Raw genomic sequence first — 22324 nt, forward strand, 5'->3', positions numbered from 1 at the left:
ATTACAGAAAGAGCCCTTTCCCGTGGGAGAGAGGCTCTTTTATTTTTTAAGGCGGAGGTGATGTGATGGACGGGGAAAAGAGAGAGGAAAACAGGATCGGCGTCGCAGCGATCATCGTCGAGGACCCGGAGAGCGTCCGCGAGGTGAACGAAGCGCTGCATAATTTCAGCGGCCTCATCGTTGGGCGGCTGGGGATACCTTACAGGGAGCGCGGGGTGAACGTCATTTCGGTGGTATTCGACGGCGTGCCGGACCAGATAAGCGCGCTGACGGGGAAGCTCGGCAAAATCAAATCGGTGACGGTCAAGGCCGTCATGTCAAAAAAATAGTTCAGCAGAAGGAGCAGATAAGTTATGAAAAGGATGATAATGGCATTTCTCGCGACACTGGCCTTCGCGGCCGCCGCCGGCGCCGCGGACTACCCCGCGAAGCTAGCCGTCACCTACGTAAAAGCGCCGCTCAACGTTCCCTCGATCGTCGCAAAGTACAACAAGACCTTTGAGGCGGCCTATCCCGGCGTGGCGCTCACATTTCCCGAACTCACGGAGGGGCCGAAACAGACCGCCGCGCTCGCGGCGGGAGAGATAGGCATCGCCAGCTGCCTCGGCTCCACTTCGGCGCTGCTCGCCGCCTCCGAGGGACTCGACATCAGGATCGTCGGCGTCTACTCGCGCGCGCCGAAGGCTTTCATGATCGTTGTCAAAGATCCCGCGATAAAATCTGTGCGCGACCTTAAAGGCAAAAAGGTCGCCGGGCCCAAAGGAACGATCCTTCACCAGCTGCTCGCCGCCGCCCTTGAAAAAGAGGGAATGAGCGTAAAGGACGTCCAGTTCGTGCAGATGGACCTCCCCTCCGGCGCTAACGCCCTGTCAAACGGCAGCGTAGACGCCGCCCTGCTGGCGGGACCGGCGGCCTACAACACGCTGGCCTCCGGCGCGCGGATGCTCAGGAACGGCGAGGGGCTGGTCGACGCGACGATCGTGATCGCGACTACCGAAAAGTTCATGAAGCAATACCCCAAGGCCGTAGAGACCTTCATGGCCGCCCATAAGAAAAGTATCGAATGGATGAAGAAAAACCCCCAGGCGGCGAAAGAGATGACGCAAAAGGAGACCGGGCTGCCGATGGCCGGCGTCGAAGCGATGTACCCGTGGTATGACTTCGACCCGCGGATACGCAAGGCCGACATCGAGGAGCTGGTGCGCACGCAGCAGTTCATGCTCGACAACGGCCTTCAGCGCAAGAAGATCGACGACGTCAGGAAGCTGGTAAAGTAAGATGGCGCTCATGGAGACGCCGCGTTCAAACCGGCTGCATATCGCCTTCTACGGCAGGCGCAACGCGGGCAAATCAAGCCTTATAAATATGGTTACGGCCCAGCGGACGGCGCTCGTTTCAGAACACGCAGGCACGACGACCGACCCCGTGATAAAGAGCATGGAACTGCTGCCGCTAGGCCCGATCGCCGTCATCGACACCGCCGGCCTCGACGACACGGGCGAGCTGGGAGCGCTGCGCATCGAGCGTTCCAAAGAGATGATGGACCGCACGGACCTCGCGCTGCTGGTGATAGCCGCGGATGAAACGGCGGACCTATCGTTTGAGAAAGAGTGGCTGGAAGAGCTGCACGCGCGCAAGACCACCGTCATCGGCGTCATGAACCAGATCGACAGACTGGACGCGGCGGAGATCGAACCGCGCCGCGCCGCGCTGGAGGCCGCGCTCGGCATCCCCTTCACCGCGGTCTCGGCGACAGACAAGGGTTACCGCGCCGCGCTGCTCTCGGCGATCGTCAAGAACGCGCCGACGGACTTTGAGAGCCCGACGCTCACCGGCGATCTATTCAAACCCGGCGAGGCCGTCGTGCTCGTCGCGCCGCAGGATATCCAGGCCCCCAAGGGACGCCTGATACTGCCGCAGGTACAGGTGATACGAGACATCCTCGACAACAAAGGCATGGCGCTCACCTGCACCGCCGACCAGCTTCCCGGGATGCTCGCCGCGCTCAGAGAGCCGCCGGCGCTCGTGATAACCGACTCGCAGGTCTTCGCGCGCGTCAACGCGCTGCTGCCGCGCACGGTACCGCTCACCTCATTTTCGATAATAATGGCGCGCAGCAAAGGCGAGCTTTCGGCCTTCGTCGAAGGGGCGAAGGCGATCGAAAAACTCAAACCGACGGACAAGGTGCTGATCGCCGAGGCCTGCACCCACGCGCCGCTCAACGAAGACATCGGCCGCGAAAAACTGCCGCGCTGGCTCCGCGAAAGGGCGGGCGGGAGTTTGACGGCGGAGATAGCCACCGGCCTCGACTTTCCGAAGAATCTCAAAGAATACGCCCTCATCCTCCACTGCGGCGGCTGCATGTTCACGCGCAAACAGCTGATGAGCCGCATCATCGAGGCGCAGGAGGCCGGCGTGCCAATCACCAACTACGGCGTCGCCATCGCGCAGCTGAACGGCATTCTGGAACGGGTCACGGAGATGTTCGCTCACAAGCCAGCGTAGGCAAGTGCAAAACAAAAAGAACGATTGGCGAGGAAGATTATTGAATAAATCTTTCTCGTTTTTTTGTAAAACTGCTTTTTCTTATCATTTCCAACCTTTAACACATGATCATAAAATATAATTCAATTATTAATCCATATTTATAAATAAAACCCTGCAATATTTTATAATAATGCCACATTGTGATAGACAAAAAATTGGTAGACAAAAAATTATTTTTATGCTAAATTTATGTCGGTACATAAATACTATGAAATGGGGTAATTACCATATTCCTATATAAAGAAGATATCAAGTCTGCACTGAGGCCCTTCGTGCCTATCGTCGATACTATAGCCTCTCAGTTTGGAATAAATTGCGAGGTAGTACTACATGACCTTAGTATGCCACAAACATCCCTGGTGGCAATTTCCGGGGAGATAACAAAAAGGGCTTTGGGCGCTCCTATAACAAACTATGTGATAGACTTGTTGAAAAAACATGGCGACGGCGTCTTGGATTCGTATATTTATCCGTCCACTACAAAGGATGGCAAGAACCTAAAATCATCGACAACGTTTATACGTGATCGTAAAAAACATATAATCGGCTGTCTATGTATAAACTATTGCCTGGATAATATCTCCGCAGCCATCCATTCACTTGAGGAGCTAATGGCTATTCCCGAATCCGCAAACGCGACAAAAGAGGAATATACCAACGACATCAATGAGATGGTGGGAAATATCATAGAAACAGCACTCGGTAAAGTAAATAAACCTATAGCTCAAATGGAGAGATCAGAGAAGATCAATTTTGTAAAAGAGTTGGATGCCAGAGGATTATTTCTCGTAAAAGGCAGCGTCGAAATGGTCGCAGCCAAACTCGATATATCAAAATATACCCTTTATACCTATATAGATGAAATTAAAAAAGCATAAGTTTAAGGATTGAGCGCAACAAAATAGGTTCAGACACACATAGTTGCTGAGACAGGGTCAGCGCGCGGCTCTGACAGCGGAACAAGACGTAAAAATCTATACGGATAATATGGAGGATAACACTTATGAAAACGGTAATAAAAACCCCAACAGCACCAGAAGCTATCGGCCCGTATTCACAGGCGATATTGGCAGGCAATTTGATTTTTACATCAGGACAGCTGCCCATCACACCGGCATCGGGCGCTCTGGTGGAAAATGATATCACCGCCCAGACTAATCAGGCAATAAAAAATCTCGAGGCAGTCCTCCTCGCAGCGGGGGCTTCTCTGTCTAGCGTGGTAAAGACATCCGTTTTTATTGCGGATATGACGCTTTTCCCCGTCGTCAATGAAGTATACTCAAAATATTTTGCCGAAAATGCGCCAGCAAGATCATGCGTGGAAGTTTCAGCTCTGCCTAAAGGGGCATTGATTGAAATTGAAGCGGTCGCAGTGAGGCAATAGGTCATGTAAAATGCAAACTTTAAAAATGCCAAGAGTCCGGCTACTAAACAGCCCGACGGCGCTTGAACCACTGGTAAGGATTCAGGAAGAGATAGGGTGCGGTCCGGTCTATATAAAGAGAGACGACTGTATGCCGCTAGGCCTGGGAGGCAATAAAGTCCGGAGCCTCGAATTTTGGATGGGGGAAGCTATAGATAAAAAATCCAACGTAATCGTGGTTGCGGGCGCACCCGTCTCCAACCAATGCCGCCTTGCCGCGGCAGCCGCCGCAAAGCTGGGTATAAAATGTTTGATACTGCACAGCTCTGACCCTATAGATTTACCGTCCGGAAATCTTCTCCTGAATTATCTGCTGGGAGCTGAGATCCGTTTTATTGGAAAGGTCGATGAGGATAAAAGAAATCAGATCGCAGAAGATGTAATGACGCAGCTCAAAAAGGACGGGCACACTCCATATTTAATCGGAGACCCCACCGTCGGTGCAGCAGGGTATATACAGGGCGCGTTTGAACTCTACGAGCAATCACAGAAATACGATGTTGGGCTCAAACATATCTTTATACCAGGATCCATGGGAACTACTGAGGCAGGTTTTTTAATTGGGAACACGCTGCTGTCTTCTCCGTTTACGGTACACATAATAAGCGTAGAATACAAGAGGCAAGTTCTCTCGAACATAATTCAGAACATCTATAAAAAAGCGTCCGAATACTTGAAGCTGGACACTCCGCCTGACTCTTGGAGGGAGCACACCGTAATTTACGACGATTATCTGGGAAATGGATATGACGTTCCAACAAAAGAGTCAACGGAAGCCATAAAAACAGCGGCATCGCTGGAAGGGTTTTTTCTGGAAAATACTTACACAAGCAAAACATTCGCCGGAATGCTTGACCTGCTCAGAAAAAAAACCTTTAAGCAAAATGAAGTTTCATGTTTCATCCATACAGGCGGCGTGCCCGCACTATTCTCTCAACAAAACTATTTAAAAGAACTATTTTAAAAATACCATAATAATCTATATAATTTAAGGAGGTATACGACTATGGCAGCCTTGTTAAAGCTTACGCCTATTCTTGCTCTCGTTGCGATGCTTTTAAATGGAATGGATATACTGATAGCTGCTCCGATTGCCACCGTATTCGCTGCCGTTTTGGCAATTGTCTTGGACCACAAGGGTGTTCAAGAAACAATAGATGCCGCTGTTGAAAACGCCAAAGGGCTGATGATGATATTTTTTCTGCTGATGGTAGCCTATGCCATGGGAGAGGTTTTCATGGCGACAGGGGTAGGGGCCTCGATAATAAACATTACAATGAACCTTGGCGTAACAGGAAAAACTGTCGCAACGGTAGCATTGATTCTGACATCGGTTCTGTCTGCGGCAACCGGCACATCATGGGGAACCTTTGCTGCGTGCATTCCAGTTTTCGCATGGCTCAGCCACATAACAGGCGGAAGTCCCATCCTTACTGTCGCCGCCATTGCCGGAGGTTCGTGTTTTGGCGATAATATCGGGCTCATTTCCGATACGACCGTTTTAAGCTCTGGCATTCAAGATGTCGAGGTCATTGACAGAGTTCGCCATCAGGTAGTATGGTCGCTTCTCTGCCTCCTTGTGGCGGCACTGTGTTTCTATTTTATGTCAAGCGCCATGGGACTTTCAAATACTCCGTCCGATGCGACAAAGGCAGTATCTGCAATTCCCCCGGAAATATGGGATGTTCTAAAAACTAAACGGCCTTCCGCGGTAGCTCTTTTGGAACAAGTTAAAAACGGTGTTCCTATGTATATGATAGTACCGCTTATTCTTGTCATCGGAATGGCCGTATACGGAATTTCAACACTGCCGTGCCTTTTCGTTGGATTGTTCTCTGCCTTGTTGTTCGGTTTGATGGCCGGGACAATTCCATCAATATCATCATATCTGGCTCTTGTCACAAAAGGCTTCGCCGATGCGGGGTCATGGTCTGTCGCAATGTCAATGTGGACCGGCGCATTTGGCGGTATAATGAAACTGATGAATGCTTTCGAGCCAATCTCAAAATTAATTCTGCTCACCGCGCATAATGTCAGAACCCTGATATTCAACAACGGCATTCTCTGCCTCTTATGCAATGCCGCTCTGGGAGATTGTACAGGGCAAATTGTGACGGTAGGCCCAGTCATAAAAGAAATGGTCGAAGAAAACGTACAGGGAAGCGAAAAAGATCTCTACACACTTCGCCTGCGCAATGCAACCATGTCCGATGCGTTCGGAGTTCTTGGATCCCAACTTATCCCGTGGCACGGCTACATGATTTTCTTTACAGGGCTTGCAATGGCAGTTTATCCCTTGTATAACTTCACGCCTATGGCGATAATTTCCTATAACTTTTACCCTATGATAGCTTGCGTATCAATGATGGTGCTAACTATCACAGGATGGGATAGGTACATACCGCTATTTAAATTGCCCTCGGAACCAGAGGTCCAATTAAAAAAGAATATTGCCAAACAATGATAATGATTAGCTGTTCGCCGCACCATCTGTCAATTTAAATGGCCGATATGACACAAACACTTTTTTATCAAGTTGTTTGTGTCATATCATATAGAACAATTACAATCCGACACATACCACCACGTAATACAGCTGCATGTTCACGCGCAAACAGCTGATGAGCCGCATCATCGAGGCGCAGGAGGCCGGCGTGCCGATCACCAACTACGGCGTCGCCATCGCGCAGCTGAACGGCATTCTGGAACGGGTCACGGAGATGTTCGCTAAGCGGTGACGCCAGGCGCCGAGGCCGTTCCATGAAAAGGGCGTGAGATGCCTCACTCCCGCCCTTTTCAGCATGTTCGCCTGGTATCCATATATATACGTAGTGTATAATGGCCCAAATCAAGCGGAACTGCCTGTTTGTAAAGAATGCCGGATCACGCCGCCGCCGAAGGGAACATGGGATATCGTATGAAGAAGCATCTGCTGCTCCGCACAAACCTGATAATCTGCACCCTGTTGCTCTCCGGTTTCGTGATCGTATCGCTGATCGGCTATCACTCCAATACCGGGGCGATGAAAAAAAGCCTTGAGCATGTCTCAACTCTCACGGCGGAGAGTATCTATTACCAGATCAACTCCTTCTTTTCCAGGCCGCTGAACGTGTCGCTGACGATGTCCAACGACAGCCTGCTGAAGCTGCTCCTCACCAGGGAGGGCGACCATCTCGGCGATAGAAAATATCTCGCCCAGCTGCAAAATTACCTCCACGCCTACCAGAAACAATATGGCTATGATTCGGTCTTTTTGATTTCGACACGCACGCACCGCTACTACCACTTCAACGGCCTGGACAGGGTGCTGACGCCGGACAATCGGGAAAACACATGGTACTACAACTTCCTTAAAGATAAGTCCGATTATTACCTGAACGTGGACAACGACGAGGCGGCCGGAGACGAGATCACCGTCTTCGTAAATTGTAAGATCAAAGACAGCGACGGCGCGATCATGGGCGTCGTCGGCGTCGGCATGCGCGTGCGCAACCTGCAGGAACTGCTGCGCTCCTATGACCGGCAGTACGGCCTCAACGCCATGTTGGTCGACGAAGAGGGCACGATCCAGATATCCTCGGAAGAGACCGGCGATAACAGAGCCAGCCTCTTTGACTCGCCTCATTACGCCGCCTCCCGCGGCAGCGTTCTCGGAGAAAAAAAGAAACCGCAGATATTATGGACCAAAGACGGCAGTAACGAGATCTTTGTGGCGGCTCGCTATATACCGGAACTGAAATGGCATCTGCTGGTCGAGAAGGACGCGGGGCAGATACACCGGCGGTTCGTGCGGCAGTTCCTGCTCGGGTTTGTCGTGACCATGCTGATCACAGGGCTGATACTATACATCATCAACTGGCTCATTATCCGTTATAACAAAAAGATACTTGAGCTGACCGTCTCACAGGAGCTTGAATATCAAAACCTGCTGCGCGAGGCCACAGAGGGTCTGTATGAAAATGTCTTCGAGCTGAATATCACCAAAGACTGCGCCAACGGCGACAGCACCAGACGTTATTTTGAAAGCCTGGGGAGGGACGGAGATGTTTCCTACAGCGCGGCGCTCAAGGTAATCGCGCAAAACCAGATCAAAGAAGAGTTCGCGCAGGGTTATCTCGCCGCTTTCACGCCGGAAAATGTGATAAACGCCTATCAAAGCGGGCGTTCGGAACTCTTCTATGATTTTATGATCACCGATGGCGGGGAGAGCTGGCGCTGGATGCGCATCAGGGCGAAGATTTTCTACTGGGACTCCGACAAGTCCGTGCACATGATCGCCTACCGTCAGGATATCACCGCGGAAAAGGAGCGCGAGGCGGGAATGCTGAGAATGGCGCAGAACGACCCGCTTACGGGGATACTCAACAAATCCGCCACAAAGGCGCACATCTGTAAGATACTGGAAGAGACGGACCCTGCCGCCGCCCATGCGCTGCTGATGATCGATGTCGACCATTTCAAGCAGATCAACGACAGCTACGGGCACGCCGTCGGCGACGGCGTATTGCGGGAGATCGCCGCGAAGCTGAGATTTCATTTCCGCGAGGATGACGTATGCGGCAGAATAGGCGGCGACGAATTCATGGTGTTCCTGAAAGATATCTCCGGTGAAGAATGGCTGAATGACAAACTGGAACGCCTCGTGACATACCTGCACAACGACATAACTATTGACGGCCGCGCTTACAAGGTCTCGTCCAGCATCGGCGCCGCCCTCTATCCCGAAGCCGGAAACGATTTCGACTCGCTCTACCGCAACGCGGACGCCGCCCTCTACCTGAGCAAGGAACACGGGAGAGACCGCTTCACGATCTACCATCTCCCGCGGGAGGAATAAAATGATGTTTTTGTACGTGCCAGCATGACAACTGCATCAAAGGACATAAACCCCCTGTCACTTCACAGGAACATAGAGCCGGAATCTTTGATTTTGTGTGCTTTGCTTAACTTCATGCGAACGCCGGCGTATTTTCTTTTACTTTCATGACCTGAGAAGAAGCCGCTCGCTACGTTATGGAACTCTCAGCCGCCCCTTTTATCGCCGTTTTCTTCAGATACGGCTCTCTCCGGCAATGCTGCCGCATCCACTACGATATCAGTGACAAGCTGCCTGAAATCGGGCGCTTTCTGAGCGGTGACGGCGGGCATTCCGGTTCTCTCTTCAAGCGCTTGTCTTGCAATTCCGGCAACTTCGCCGCCTTTCGCCGCTACCCGCTGATTTTCAGAAAAACCCTGCGGCCGCTCCGCTTTGGAGACATCGGTCGTTGAGGTTTCCGCAAGCATGTTCAGAACGATCTCAGTCGTCGTCATGTTATCGCGCAGGTTTTCTTTCTTTAGTCCTTTCAGGCGCTTGTATTGCTTTGTGGACATTCCCGACCATGCACTGGTAATCTCGTCGGTAAGGATTGCGTATTCCAGATCTTTCTGGACACCGCGCTCATGCCATTCATCAGTCAACTCTTTACGCACCTGGATCGATTGCAGCCGTTGATTGATCCATTCCCGCGTATAACCTTTCTTTACATAGGTTTCAAGGGCACGGCAATGGTCTGTTCGGGATCTATTGTTTCCTCAATGCGCTCTCTGCCGACCTGTGCCAGCCACATCTTGAACGGCTCAGCTTTGGGAGAGGGGATGGATTGAATGATACGCAAGAGCTGCTCCGTATCTGCGACGTCGGTCAAGCGTTTCTTGCCGTCGGCGGCCGTCATTTTCAAAGCGTTACAGTTTGTAACGGTTTCATTGCCCTCATCTTTCAGGCGCTTCTTCATTACGCGCCAATATGTGTTAGGATTAGGGTTTTCTGTCAAAGCTGCAATTATATCCACAATTGAAAAATACCATTCTTCCATTTCCGCGTCCCACGCGGTGCGAATGCGTTTATCCTCAAAGAGCCGGATATTGTCTCTCTGTTCTTCCATGTCGGCGCCAACCTCTCCTTCGAAGGAGGGTCTCATTATATCGCATATATTGTCCCCTTCAGCACCCCTTATCAGCCATACGCCATACGCTCAGCGCGGGATGATATATACCTTGACAATTGCTGACACGTTTGCAAAGTATCCGTCAAAACCCTAAGGGAACACTTTTTATATTCTATGTTATAATGTCGCTTTAGCATAATAGCTGGATAACAACGGAGTGATCGATATGAGATACTATAAAGAAACCAAAGCAACAAATTTCTCGCAGGACTCGCGCGTATTCACGGCGGTGAAAGAGATCGTCGAACACGTGCGCGCCGAAGGCGACGCGGCGGTATCCGACTACAACGTAAAATTCGGCGGGCAGGCGGCCTCCTCCTTCCTTGTGCCGCAGAGCGAGCTCGACCGCGCCTATGACGAAACATCGCCGGAACTGCGCGCCGCGATCGAGCGCGCGGCGGCAAACATCAGGAAATTCGCGGAACTGCAGAGGGATTCCCTCTGGCCGCTCGGCGAAGTCGAAGTAGAAGAGGGCGTCTTTCTCGGCCATTCGGTGATACCGGTCGATTCCTGCTGCTGCTACGTTCCCGGCGGCAATCACCCGCTCTTTTCCACGGCGCTTATGCTCGTGATACCGGCGAAGACGGCGGGAGTGCCGCGCGTCTGCGCCGCCGTACCGCCGATGCGCGGCAGCGCGCTGCCCCATCCCGCGACGCTCGCGGCGCTGAAGGCGGCGGGCGCGGACGAGGTCTACGCCGTCGGCGGCGCGCAGGCGATCGCCGCCTTCGCCTACGGCACCCAAACGATCGCTCCCGTGGCTATGATCGTCGGCCCCGGCAACAAATATGTTACGGAGGCCAAACGCCAGGTCTACGGCAAGGTCGGAATAGATTTCATCGCCGGTCCGAGCGAAGTGCTTGTCATCGCCGACGAAAACGCCTCGCCCGCCGTCGTCGCGGCCGACATCCTCGCGCAGTCAGAGCACGACTATGACGCGGCGGGAATCCTCGTCACCACCTCGGAAAAATTCGCGCGCGAAACGGCAGCCGAAGTGCTCCGCCAGCTTGCGGAACTCGACACAGCGGAGATCGCCGCGAAGTCATGGGATGACAACGGCAGAATAATAATCGCCGATTCACTCACAGAGGCGGCGGAGATAGCCAACATGATCGCCCCAGAACACCTCGAGATAAACGTGAAAGAACCTTTCGCGCTGATGGGCTCGCTGCGCAATTACGGCTCGCTCTTCATCGGCGAGGGCTCAGCGGAAGTCTTCGGCGACTATGTGGCGGGCACGAATCACACCCTGCCGACGATGGGCGCGGCACGCTACACCGGCGGACTCTCGGTGATGAACTTCCTCAAAGTCTGCACCTTCCAACACATCACCCCGCAGGGCGCGGCCAAACTGGCCCCCGCCGCCGAGACGATGGCCACAGCCGAAGGCCTCACCGCCCACGCCAAAGCCGCCGCGGCGAGGATGAAGAGAAGATAAAATCATACGGCGGCATTCGCTGTGACAGTGCGGCCGCTTAGATGACCATTTAGTTGCCGGGGAACATCATATCAAGCGTGACCAATTTCAGTCTGGCGTTTTCCTTCGCCAGACTGAAAAGGGCGGGCGAGAACTCCTTTTTAGAAAAAAGATAATAATAGCGTTCCAAATAGCCGGGGAAAAGATATTCCCTCCTCATCCAACATGCCGCGTCGGAGGCCGAAATATTCTCATTTTCGCGCCATTTCGCCTCACCGACGATGAGCTTTTTATTGAAATCATCCGCCGCGACGACATCTATATCCGTTTGACATTTTTTTACAGGATCATTTCCCCACCAACGGCCAAAGGTCAAAGGCGTGAAGGGAAGGCTGCCCGCAAGAGCGGCACGAATCAAATACTGCATGCAGACCTCCTCAAAGCAGGGCTTGCCGATATGCTCGGGGATAGAGGCTAAAATTCGCGGTGCGATCTCCGCCGTGAAGCCCCTTTCTATTATCGGGCGATTTGGAAATACAAACCTGTACCAGAAAAGAAAGGCGTTGTCCGTTATCGCATAAACGCCGCGTTTGCTTCTCTCTCCGTCCTCGCCGAATGGAACTTCTTTGCGAAGCAGATTCATAGACGAAAGGGTATGAATATACTTTATCGTCTTAGCCGAGCTTTCCCCGATTTTTGTGGAAATTTCATTAAGCTTCGAAGCTCCCGAGGCAATGGCACTCATCAGAGAGTTATAAAGAGCGGGCTCCCGCAGTTCCTGACGCAGCAACATCATAGGTTCGGCATACATATATGAGGTCGTGTCAAGAAATAGTCTTTTGATATTATCTTCAAAGGATTGAGCCCTGTCGATCTGAGCCAGATAATGAGGCGTTCCGCCGAGACATCCATATAACTTTATCTTGTCTTCGTTGGAAAAGCCATCCATAAAACAGGCCGCGTCAAGATAATCAAAACCCTCCAGCTTTATCTGCGCCGTCCTTCTGCCGAAAAGCGGACTTTTCGCCCCAAGAACTTCCGTCTCCATCCAGCTGATTTGACTTCCGCAAAGCAGGATAAAAATCTTTGAATTCTTTAGATACCTGTCAATGGCGTTCTGCAATATCGAAGGAAGCGATTTGTTGGCCCCCGCCGCATACGGAAATTCGTCAAAGACCAATATAAAGCGTTTTTTCTCCGCATTTTCAGCAAGGAAACAAAAGGCATCCTCCCAACTTTCAAAACCCCCGGCGGTAAGCGGAATTTTGAAAAATGAATAGACCGCCTTTGAAAACCCAGCAAGGTTAAGGCTGTCATTTGCTTCCTGCGCCGTAAAAAAAACAGCGGGTTTCCCTTCAACAAAGCGGTTAAGCAATGTCGTCTTGCCAATCCGCCTCCTACCATAGACCACCGCCATCTGAAAGTTTTCATTTTTATATAAATTTTCAAGCGTTCCCAGCTCTTTTTGGCGTCCAACAAACATCGCTCCACCTCCGTACTGAATTACGATTATTATACTCGTAATTCAGTACGAGACAAACAGCAAGAGAGCGGTTGCTGCAAAATTTGCAACAACTGAATTACAGCCTTAATCTCCAAGTTCACCACGTCACAAAAAACAACAATACCTCACTGTTGCGTTGTTAGCGCAGGGTTTATGATATGTCCAGCGAAAGAAATACTATAAACCAGTGAGGTGTTATTATTATGAATCAATAGGCATTGAAAACACAAAAACAAGGCAGGCTATGTCAGACCATGAAATCGTTGAGAGCGTAGCCGCTATGCAAATTCTCGGGAGCGATTCTGCAGACGGCATGGGACGAATCAAAGGCGACAAAGTACTTCAAGCGCTGATATGCAGGATCCCTTTAAAGAGCACTGTCCATAATTTTCTGGCGGAGTTTGACGACCCTTTTCAAAGGAACGTTTCGAGAACTTGGAGATTAAGGCCTGTCAAGAACCATTGACTCATAAATGAATAATGTCCATAATGAGTCAGTGGCTCTATTTAGGAGGTGGCGACCGTTGGAAATACATCAGCTGAAATACGCGCTTGCCGTAGCGAAGAACCGGAGTTTTGTCCGTGCGGCCTATGAATTGTGTATTACGCCCCCCGCCCTGTCGCAACAGGTGAAAAAACTCGAAAAAGAATTAGGCGTAACTATTTTCGAACGCACAACTCGCAGCATCAACCTGACTCCTGCGGGCAAAGAATTTATCCATTATGCACAGGATACGATAGCCTCTATTTATAAAATAAACGCCTCTATGAACAAATACGTTGGAGCAGAATCCGGCGTCATCTCCCTGGGTATATTTCCGGCAATAGGTCCTTTTGGACTAATAGGCGTTATCGGAGCCTTCCAAAAAACATACCCGGATATAACGCTGGATTTACATGAAGCGGAATGTATTGACCTGCAAGATATGCTGGAACGTGGAATTATTGACGCGGCTTTCAGTACATATACCGCTGCCGCTAACGAGAACAAACATGACATGCAAATCGAGGAACTCCCGCTAGTTCACGACGAGTTGGTTCTAGTAACAAGTTCTAATCATCCGTTTGCATCTCGCAAAATCATAGATTTGATTGAAGCAAAAGATGAAGATTTCATAATGCAGGACCCGTCATCGGGAGCTTACGTAGACATGATGACTGCATGTAAGACCGTAGGATTTGAACCAAAAGTCAAATTTCACGCAATGTCAAATTTAACACGCTTTGGCCTTGTCGCCGAGGGGCTGGGAATTTCTTCTGCCTCTTACACGGTTGCTGTTAGCTACTTAATCCATGACATAACCTGTGTAAGGTTTAGGCCACACATTCCTAGAACATTAAATTTGGTTCTTCCGCTAAAGGATAAATTGTCACCAGCGCTCGAAAATTTCAAGTCTTTTTGTATCCAGTGGGCGGAAGCGCGTAAAACTATGCTTCTGTAGACAGCCCGGCCGCGAAAACCTGCCGGCCAGGCTGTTCGCTTTGTTATATTTACATTCCAAGAAATTTAGGCAATGCCATACTTATAACCGGTATATAAGTTATTGCCATAACATCAGCTACTACAATCAGTATATATGGTATGAGATTGCCTATCATGTTCTCCATTTTTATTTTTGCCACCTGAGAGACCACAAACAAATTCACCCCAAACGGAGGAGTTATCTGTCCCAGCGCGCTGTTGCAGACCATGATGATGCCGAAATGGATAGGATCCACTCCCAAAGACACCGCCACAGGGGCAAGTATGGGGGCAAGTATTATCATAACGGGACCTCCGTCGAAGAACATTCCACAGAAGAACAACAGAATGTTGATCAGCAACAAAAACACATATTTATTGCCTCCCAGGCTGAGGAAGAAATCTGCCACCAGCTGGGGAATACGATTCATGGTAAGAACATATGCAAAGAGCCCCGCTGTTGAGAGTATTATCATTACGACGGCAATTGTTATGCTGGCTTTATAAAATATCGACAGTAAATCTTTGAAGTTGATATCCCGGTAAATAAACAACCCCACAACCACCGCGTAAGCTGACGCAACGGCTGCCGCTTCCGTCGGAGTAAATATCCCGCAATAGATTCCGCCGAGTATTATCACCGGCATCAAAAGAGCCCATACAGCGCTGCGGAACGCCTCCAACTTTTCACGTAAACTGTAGCGCCGGTCTCCGGCATACCCCTCTTTTTTTGAGACATAGACGGCATACAGTATTAGGCTCAATCCGATAAATATTCCCGGCACAACTCCCGCTATAAAGAGCTTGCTTATCGAATTATTGGTACCCACACAATAAAGGACCATCGGAATGCTCGGCGGTATTATGACTCCTATTTGTGCCGCAGTCGCGGTTGTTGCGGAGGCAAAACGCACATCGTAACTTTTCTTGACCATGGCTGGAATCATTATGGAACCTATGGCGGCGGCAGTAGCCGCTCCGGATCCTGAGACCGCCGCAAAGAACATGGAGGCTATTATGGTAACGATGGCAAGCCCGCCCTTTGTATCACCAACACAGGTATTTGCAAAGTTTATCATGCGCGTTGATATACCGCCCTGCTCCATGATAGCCCCGGCAAGTATAAAGAACGGTATCGCAAGCAGCGGAAAGGAATCGAGCGAAGCAAATAACCTTTGCCCGACAAGGGCCGCCGGCATTCCCATCTGTACGATCATCGTCAGAGAGGATAGGCCTATAGAAACGGCGATAGGGACCGTCAGCAGAAAGAGTGCCACAAAAGAAATTACAAGGTATATCATTCACTTAGACTCCCTTCCACAGAAGATTCTTCCGGAGCTATGAACGAAGCGATCGTATTCAGCGTCAACAAAAAACTCCCCGCATAGATTCCAAGATAGGGTATATACATTGGAATCTCCAGTGCCGCGGAGACCTGGCCCCTGGTTATTCTTAAAGTATATGTGGTGCAGAATATAACTACTACATAGAAAAAAATAGAAAATATTCCGGCAATCCCATTAAATAATAGGTTAAGCATATGCCTAGAATATCCTTTAGATGATAACACCGCCACCGCTATTTCGAGCCGCGTCAGTAGTCCCTCTCTGGCAGCCAGGCTTGCCGCAAAATACACGACATAAACTATAAGATATCGTGCTAACTCTTCCGTCCAGCCCAATGGGATATGAAGAAAACGGCAGGTCACCTGGAGAACAATGACTATCAACGCGATGAAAAGCATGATTATTGTTAGAAATTTAACAATTTTATTTATACAGTTCATGCTTCCTAAGAAAAATCTCATTATTTACCTCTCTTTCCACGACTGTAGCAAAAAGGGAAACGCGCATAGGTGGGAGTTATTCAGCCTATGCGCGTTTCAAGGCGGCGGTACAGGCTATTTGCTCTTAGAAACCTTAGCCACTTCGGCCGTCAGTCGTTTTACAAGATCGCCGCCGACATCTTTCGCCGTCTTATCATATACTGGAGCGCATATCTTCTTAGCCTTATCGAGTTCAGCCTGAGAGAATTTCGTGAAGGTGTTGCCCTTCTTCTTAAGCATGGCTATGTTTTCTTTTATGATTTTTCCGTTATTCTGCTTATGCCAATCCCTGACTTCAAGTGCCGTATCCTTTACGATTTTTTTCTGCTCAGGAGTCAGCTTGTTAAGAAAATTATCACTGAAAAGGACCATCATTGTGTGATAGAAGATCGGGAATTCAGCTATATTTTTTTGTATTTCATAGACTTTTGTCGTAACAATATTTGGAATAGTATTGGCTTGGGCGTCAACGACCCCTTGCTGTAAGGCCGTGAAAAGTTCACCGAAAGGCATAACTGTCGGCAACATTCCAAGGGCTTTCCATGTATCCTGATGGGTAGTCGCCTCAAGGGAGCGAACTTTGATATTCTTCAGCTGTTCTACCGTGGCAATATTGATTTTATTGTTTGTCAGCCAGTAATAGCCGCTTTCCCAAAAGCAGAGAGCCGTCACACCTGAACCGTCTATGGCATGGAGAAGTTCTTCTCCGACCTTGCTTTCCTGCACCTTAAAGGCGACGTCACGATTGGGGAATAGGAAGGGAAGGTCAAAAACCATCAACTTCTTAGCAAAAGGAGAGAGCGTCCCCGTTGAAACCATCGTTCCCTGTACCCCGCCAGACTGCAGCGCCTCAAATACCTCTCTGTCTGAACCAAGCTGGCCGTCATAGAACATTTCAACCTTTATGGCCCCGTTAGTACGTTTTTCAATGAGATCCGCCATACGCTGGTAAGCTATTGCATAGGCATGTTCCTTACCGACAGTTAATGCCATCTTACACACGATCGGCTTTGCCGCATACGCCTGAGAAGAAGAGGTGAGCGCGAAGAAAACCGCCAGAGAAAATACCACAAACCTGCAAAATAACTTATTCATTACACAATCGCTCCTTTTATATTTGATGTTGACTGCAAAAATATATATTTACTCTTCCATGGGGAAAAATTTCAATATGTGGCGTGCCGCCACACAAACCTCCCCCTTTTCATTAAAAACTTCAAGTTTCGCAAAGGATTTAAGGTTATCATTATCCAACTCGTCTATCGTATACACAGCGGTCACGGTCTCTCCAAAAAACACCGGGCGTATGAACCTAAGCTTATCAAAGCCATAAGAGACGCTGGGCATCGGAGAGCTGGCCTGCTCCTGAATCAAAGTAGACGCAGTCACCCCGATGGCGAAGGTAAGCACTCCGTGTACCATTCTCGTTTTATATCTGGTTTTGCGCATGAATGCCTCGTTCGTGTGCATTTTACTGAAATCACCCGTAACTCCGGCAAAAAGATACACATCGGTCTCTGTCAATGTTTTACTGAAAGAGCAGGTATCTCCGATATTGAAAGGCAGTTGAAGGTTATCCATTCTACTTCACCAGCTCCGGAGCCGTTTTTAGAAGCGATTCAGCTTCTTCAATAACTTCGCGGATTATTTCTGCCGCCGGCTGTATCCTGCGAAGAGGCACAAGCCCTTCGCCGCACTGCACAATACCGTTCATGCCATCAGGGCCGACTCCCTCCTCGGCAACCTTACGGCTGCACCCAGTGGCAAATTCATTTAATCTCGCAAGCGGCGCTCCGGAGACCTCCATCTCAAGATACTTATCAGAAAATGCAGAACGCAGTCCCCTCATTCCCATGCCGCGTGACCATCCCGTCGTTATGGAATCTGTATCCGTCGCATTAATTATTGCCTGAGCATTGGAATGGTGGCTTTCACATTCTTCCGAGAGCAGGAAGCGGCTTCCTATCTGTACGCCGCAAGCTCCCATTATCAAAGCAGCGGCTAAACCACGCCCGTCCGCTATTCCTCCAGCGACAACAACTGGAAGCCCTACTTCTGGAAGCACGTTGGTCATGAGCGCCATCGTCGTCAGGTTGCCGATGCGCCCGCCGGACTCCATCCCTTCAATCACGATCATATCTGCCCCTGCCGCTTCAATACGTTTTGCGAGCTTCGTATTTGGTATTATACATACCACTTTTATACCTGCCGTCTTAAACTTGGGAATAAATGGACGCGGATCGCCGGCGCCAAGGGTAACAAAACTGATTCCTTCATCTATTATCGCGTCAACTATTTTATCGCGCAGAGGCGTCGTCTCTAATGAAACGTTTATGCCGAATGGCTTATCTGTAAGCTCCTTAGTTTCCCGTATCTGATCGCGTACCCAGCTGTCATCGCGCCCGCCTGATCCTAACACGCCAGCCCCTCCGCCGTTAGAAACGGCTGCAACAAGTTTTGCTGTCGTTATCCACGCCATCGCTCCCATTAATATCGGATATTCGATCCCGAGAAGCCGCGTAAGTTTTGTTCTCATTAACCAATCCTCCTAATACCTTGTTTTTAGTTTTACGGACATTAGTTTATCTTTAAAAAGGCGTTCATCCATCGTTCGCAAATTTTTCGATACGATTGGCTTGAATCCGATATAAGGAAAAATATCCTTCTCCATATCGACACCTGGGGCAATTTCAATCAACTCGATTCCCTCGTCCACAAGATGAAAGACACAACGTTCCGTGATGTATATGACCTGCCTGCCATTTTTCATCGCATTAGCCGCATTAAATGTTATCTCGGGCAGGTAATCAACAAATTTAACAAATCGCCCCTCTTTAGCAATGTGAACGATACCATCATTAAGTTCCACTTTTAGGCCCCCTGCGGTGAGAGTTCCACAAAATACCACTTTCTTGGCATTCTGGCAAATATCGATAAATCCTCCCGTCCCCATAGCCCTTCCATTAAACTTATGAACATTAACATTACCATGTTTGTCAACTTCAGCAAAACTCAGGAAACATATATCCAATCCTCCGCCATCATAAAAATCAAACTGGGACGGCATATCAATGACCGCTTTCATGTTTATGCTTGCTCCAAAATATATTCCCTGAGCGGAAACCCCACCAATAGGTCCCGTTTCCACCGTTAGCGTGAATTGGTCACTCACCCCCTCCTCCCTGGCAACAACACCTATTCCATCTGCAATACCTACCCCTACATTGCCAATATCGCCAGCGGTGATCTCCATAAGAGCGCGTCTCGCTATGACTTTTCGCTCGCTCAACGGTATTTTAAAACTGTCTGCGGCAAAATCCTCAACATAATCTCCTGACATAAACCTATTGAGAGGGGCATTGTAAAGCTGAGGCTGATCAGGTACAACGACCAGCGCATCCACAAGGTAACCAGGAATACGCACGTCTTTAGGGTGAAGGCTCCCTGCTTTGACGACCTTTTGCACTTGGCATATGACCTTGCCTCCGTTATTGTGGGTAGCCATAGCAACGGCAAGATTGTCAACAAAGGTAATTTCATCTTCCATTGTTATGTACCCCTCTGTGTCCGCAGTCGTACCTCGAATAAACGCTACATTTGGCGAGACTGACTTATAAAGCAAAAACTCTTTTCCCTCAACTTTCGTCAGAGTGATTAGATCTTCCTTTGTAACATCATTGAGTTTCCCGCCTTGATTTCTTGGATCAAGAAATGTCCCCAGTCCTACATGGGTAAGAATTCCAGGCTGCCCTGCGGCTGCGGCCCTTACAAGACTTGTCATGACCCCCATTGGCAAGTTATATGCTTCAATTTCATTTCTGTCGGCCATGTCAGCCAAACGAGGCGACTGCCCCCAATGTCCGCCGATAACTCTTTTTACCAACCCTTTCTGGGCAAGTGGGGACATTCCCTTATCTGCCCTGTCGCCAAGCCCGGTGGAATGCCAGAAGGTCAAATATTTAGGACGAGATGTCTTTTTGTATCGTTCTGCAAGCGCATCAATCAGAACACTTGCTTCCGTTATACCTCCACCTGCGCCACAAAAAGCCACTACATCATTGTCTTTTACATATAACGCCGCTTCTTCAGCGGAAATTTTGGGAACAAAGCCAACATATGCCATCTTAACGCCGTCTCCTTAAGATCTTTGATTAGTTTATTTTTTATAGTTTGCTCCGGAATTACGGCTATAAGGATATAGATTTTTAAGCGTTAAGTCAATTCAGTCATAATTAATAATTTAATTAAGCAGTGCTTATCAATCAGAAAAATTTAGGCGCCCACCCTTAATCAAACAACGGGTGAACGTCATAGGGACAGTTATCCACTTTGTGTTCCGATATATGGGCTTTTTATATAAATGTCATATTCCCAAAAACGCTATCCACATCGGGATCGTCACGGCGGAGAGCAGCGTGGTAAGGACGGTTATTTCCGCGGCGCGGCTGCCGTCGAGGCCGATGCCTTTTGCCAGGACGAAGAGGGTCACCGCGGTCGGCGTCGCAGTGACGAGTACGGCGACGTTTTTCAGCGCAGCGTCGACACCCGCGGCGTTCAGGCAGCAATAGAGTATCGCCGGATGGATGAAGAGCCGCATCAGCACTTCGCGCCAGCAGGATGCGAAGGCCTTTTTCGCGCGGCCGACCTCTATCGACGCCCCTAAAGTGAGAAGAGCCATGCCGGTCGCCGCGTTTCCCACCATTTGCAGTGATTTGTCCAGTGTCGGAGGCAGCGTTTTCATACCCAGCGACACTAGGAGGATGCCGCAGACCGGCGACATTACCATGGGATTTTTCAGGATGCTTTTTACGGCATTTTTCAAAAAGCCCCGCATGTCGCCGCGGCGCGCCAGTATCAGCTCGCTGGAGAACGGAGAGAGAAGGTTATAGAGCGGCATCGCGACAGCGATGTAGAGCGCGAGCAGCCCGATCGCCTGGTTCCCGATCACTGTCTGGACGGTCGGCAGCCCCACGTAGATGGTATTAGGACGCATCGCCGCCGCGGTGGTAAGGGCGACCCTGCGTCTGTCTTTTACGCGGAATAGCCAGCGCTCCGCGGCGTAGGCGGCCAGCATCGCCAGCAGCGCCGAACAGACGACGGCCCAGAAAAAGGAAGTCTGCGTCCGCATATTCTCATTTATCTGAAAGGCGTTGCGAAACAAAAGCGAGGGTGAAATTATCCAAAAAAGAAATTTAGAGAGCGTCGCGATATCGCCCGGCGTGATGAACCCCTTTCTGAAAAGCAGGTTTCCCGCCGTCAGGAGAAGGGCCAGCGGAAGTATCAGGACAAAACCCCTTATTAACGTATCCATCGGTATACTCCAATCTATAAGGCAGGAGCCCGCCGATGCCGGCCCGGGCTCCCGTCTGGATTCTTATTGCGTGAACAACGCTTTTGTGGTTCCCTAAATATAGGCCCCGCCGTTGACGTCGAGTACCTCTCCTGTCGTCCACGCGGCTTCGTCGCTGGCGAGGTAGAGGATGGCGTAGGCGATCTCGCCCATCTCGCCGACGCGCCCAAGAGGGATGTTCTTTATCAAACCGTCGATCAGATGCTGCTCCATGCCGAAGAACATACGCCCCTTGAGTGGTCCGGGCGCGATGACGTTGGCGGTTATCTCCCACGGGGCAAGCTCCCGTGCAAGCGTCTGGGTCAGACCGACGATCCCCGCCTTTGCCGCGGCGTAGTTCACACCTACTCCGGGACGGCCGGTGCGGCCGCCGATGGAGGAGATGTTGACTATGCGTCCGTACTTTCTCTCTTTCATTCCGGGAGTGACCGCCTTGCAGGAGTTGAATATCCCCGTAAGGTTGATGTCTATCACATCCTGCCATTCCTGTATCGTCAGCACGTCTATCGGCTTGTGTATCAGGATGCCGGCGCAGTTCACCAGGATGTCTATGCGTCCGAATTCTTTCATCGCAGCCTCCACGGCAGCCTCTATCTCCTCATATTTGCGGGCGTCGGCCACATATTCGCGCACCTTATCCTCTTTGCCCGCGTAGGCGTCTTTCACCCTCTCAAAAACACTTTTGTCGTAGTCGACGAGGATGACGGTGGCGCCCTCTTCGATGAATTTTACGGCTGTGGCCGTCGCGATATCGGAGCCGCCGCCGATGAACATCGCGATCTTATCTTTTACTCTCATAAACAATACATCTCCTT

22 protein-coding genes are annotated in these 22324 nt (G+C 50.0%); 11 read left to right on the forward strand and 11 right to left on the reverse strand.

Annotation, left to right across the window (positions count from 1 at the left end; genetic code table 11):
* Positions 1–65 precede the first annotated feature (65 nt).
* The 9 genes from CLOEV_RS13725 (at position 66) to CLOEV_RS13760 (ending at position 8807) form a co-directional block, all read left to right on the forward strand.
* A complete protein-coding gene (locus CLOEV_RS13725; protein WP_008709489.1) occupies positions 66–329 on the forward strand; it encodes a TM1266 family iron-only hydrogenase system putative regulator in 264 nt (87 codons plus the stop codon).
* Positions 330–353: 24 nt separating this feature from the next.
* A complete protein-coding gene (locus tag CLOEV_RS13730; protein WP_034444411.1) occupies positions 354–1277 on the forward strand; it encodes an ABC transporter substrate-binding protein in 924 nt (307 codons plus the stop codon).
* 1 nt (position 1278) lies between these two features.
* Positions 1279–2505 (forward strand): [FeFe] hydrogenase H-cluster maturation GTPase HydF, encoded by a 1227-nt coding sequence (gene hydF / locus CLOEV_RS13735; RefSeq protein WP_034444414.1) that lies wholly within the window; start codon positions 1279–1281, stop codon positions 2503–2505.
* Between the two features lie 314 nt (positions 2506–2819).
* Positions 2820–3425, forward strand: coding sequence for a helix-turn-helix transcriptional regulator (locus CLOEV_RS13740; protein WP_084482432.1), 606 nt, complete (start codon positions 2820–2822; stop codon positions 3423–3425).
* Positions 3426–3550: 125 nt separating this feature from the next.
* A complete protein-coding gene (locus tag CLOEV_RS13745; protein ID WP_034444416.1) occupies positions 3551–3931 on the forward strand; it encodes a RidA family protein in 381 nt (126 codons plus the stop codon).
* Positions 3932–3956: 25 nt separating this feature from the next.
* A complete protein-coding gene (locus tag CLOEV_RS13750) occupies positions 3957–4934 on the forward strand; it encodes a pyridoxal-phosphate dependent enzyme (RefSeq protein ID WP_245591164.1) in 978 nt (325 codons plus the stop codon).
* A 42-nt stretch (positions 4935–4976) separates the two neighbouring features.
* Positions 4977–6434: a Na+/H+ antiporter NhaC family protein gene (locus CLOEV_RS13755; protein ID WP_034444420.1), complete on the forward strand. Its 1458-nt coding sequence runs from the start codon at positions 4977–4979 to the stop codon at positions 6432–6434.
* A gap of 136 nt (positions 6435–6570) precedes the next feature.
* Entirely contained in the window at positions 6571–6708 is a 138-nt protein-coding gene (locus tag CLOEV_RS16600) for a GTP-binding protein (RefSeq protein WP_084482434.1), read from the forward strand.
* A gap of 179 nt (positions 6709–6887) precedes the next feature.
* Positions 6888–8807 carry a sensor domain-containing diguanylate cyclase gene (locus tag CLOEV_RS13760; RefSeq protein WP_034446056.1) on the forward strand — a complete coding sequence of 640 codons (1920 nt, stop codon included), beginning with the start codon at positions 6888–6890 and terminating at the stop codon, positions 8805–8807.
* A gap of 185 nt (positions 8808–8992) precedes the next feature.
* Here the strand turns inward: CLOEV_RS13760 and CLOEV_RS17200 are convergent, their stop codons facing one another.
* Positions 8993–9427, reverse strand: coding sequence for a hypothetical protein (locus CLOEV_RS17200; protein ID WP_218915526.1), 435 nt, complete (start codon positions 9425–9427; stop codon positions 8993–8995).
* Positions 9428–9489: 62 nt separating this feature from the next.
* Positions 9490–9891, reverse strand: coding sequence for a BRO-N domain-containing protein (locus tag CLOEV_RS17205; protein WP_218915527.1), 402 nt, complete (start codon positions 9889–9891; stop codon positions 9490–9492).
* A 229-nt stretch (positions 9892–10120) separates the two neighbouring features.
* Between CLOEV_RS17205 and hisD the strand changes: the two genes are divergently transcribed.
* Complete coding sequence (gene hisD / locus CLOEV_RS13770) at positions 10121–11389, forward strand: histidinol dehydrogenase (RefSeq protein WP_034444422.1); 1269 nt, start codon at positions 10121–10123, stop codon at positions 11387–11389.
* Between the two features lie 49 nt (positions 11390–11438).
* Here the strand turns inward: hisD and CLOEV_RS13775 are convergent, their stop codons facing one another.
* A complete protein-coding gene (locus CLOEV_RS13775; RefSeq protein ID WP_034444425.1) occupies positions 11439–12851 on the reverse strand; it encodes an ATP-binding protein in 1413 nt (470 codons plus the stop codon).
* Between the two features lie 545 nt (positions 12852–13396).
* On the opposite strand from CLOEV_RS13775, the gene CLOEV_RS13785 reads away from it, so the two are divergent.
* Positions 13397–14314 carry a LysR family transcriptional regulator gene (locus tag CLOEV_RS13785; RefSeq protein ID WP_034444428.1) on the forward strand — a complete coding sequence of 306 codons (918 nt, stop codon included), beginning with the start codon at positions 13397–13399 and terminating at the stop codon, positions 14312–14314.
* Between the two features lie 49 nt (positions 14315–14363).
* On the opposite strand, the gene CLOEV_RS13790 is transcribed toward CLOEV_RS13785, so the two are convergent.
* From CLOEV_RS13790 to CLOEV_RS13825, 8 genes are all read right to left on the reverse strand, one after another.
* On the reverse strand, positions 14364–15635 hold the full coding sequence (locus tag CLOEV_RS13790; protein WP_034444430.1) for a TRAP transporter large permease: 1272 nt from the start codon (positions 15633–15635) through the stop codon (positions 14364–14366).
* A complete protein-coding gene (locus CLOEV_RS13795; protein WP_034444432.1) occupies positions 15632–16141 on the reverse strand; it encodes a TRAP transporter small permease in 510 nt (169 codons plus the stop codon). Before CLOEV_RS13795 ends, CLOEV_RS13790 begins: the two co-directional genes overlap by 4 nt.
* Positions 16142–16234: 93 nt before the next feature.
* Complete coding sequence (locus CLOEV_RS13800) at positions 16235–17254, reverse strand: TRAP transporter substrate-binding protein (RefSeq protein WP_051485120.1); 1020 nt, start codon at positions 17252–17254, stop codon at positions 16235–16237.
* A 48-nt stretch (positions 17255–17302) separates the two neighbouring features.
* Complete coding sequence (locus CLOEV_RS13805) at positions 17303–17740, reverse strand: MaoC family dehydratase (protein ID WP_034444434.1); 438 nt, start codon at positions 17738–17740, stop codon at positions 17303–17305.
* A 1-nt stretch (position 17741) separates the two neighbouring features.
* Positions 17742–18695 (reverse strand): nitronate monooxygenase, encoded by a 954-nt coding sequence (locus tag CLOEV_RS13810; RefSeq protein WP_034444437.1) that lies wholly within the window; start codon positions 18693–18695, stop codon positions 17742–17744.
* 12 nt (positions 18696–18707) lie between these two features.
* Entirely contained in the window at positions 18708–20282 is a 1575-nt protein-coding gene (locus CLOEV_RS13815) for an acyl CoA:acetate/3-ketoacid CoA transferase (protein WP_034444440.1), read from the reverse strand.
* A gap of 240 nt (positions 20283–20522) precedes the next feature.
* Positions 20523–21470, reverse strand: a complete 948-nt coding sequence (locus tag CLOEV_RS13820; RefSeq protein WP_034444442.1) for an AEC family transporter — start codon at positions 21468–21470, stop codon at positions 20523–20525.
* Positions 21471–21563: 93 nt separating this feature from the next.
* Positions 21564–22307, reverse strand: coding sequence for an SDR family NAD(P)-dependent oxidoreductase (locus CLOEV_RS13825; RefSeq protein ID WP_034444444.1), 744 nt, complete (start codon positions 22305–22307; stop codon positions 21564–21566).
* Positions 22308–22324 lie beyond the last annotated feature (17 nt).

The organism is Cloacibacillus evryensis DSM 19522, assembly GCF_000585335.1.
GTDB lineage: Bacteria > Synergistota > Synergistia > Synergistales > Synergistaceae > Cloacibacillus > Cloacibacillus evryensis.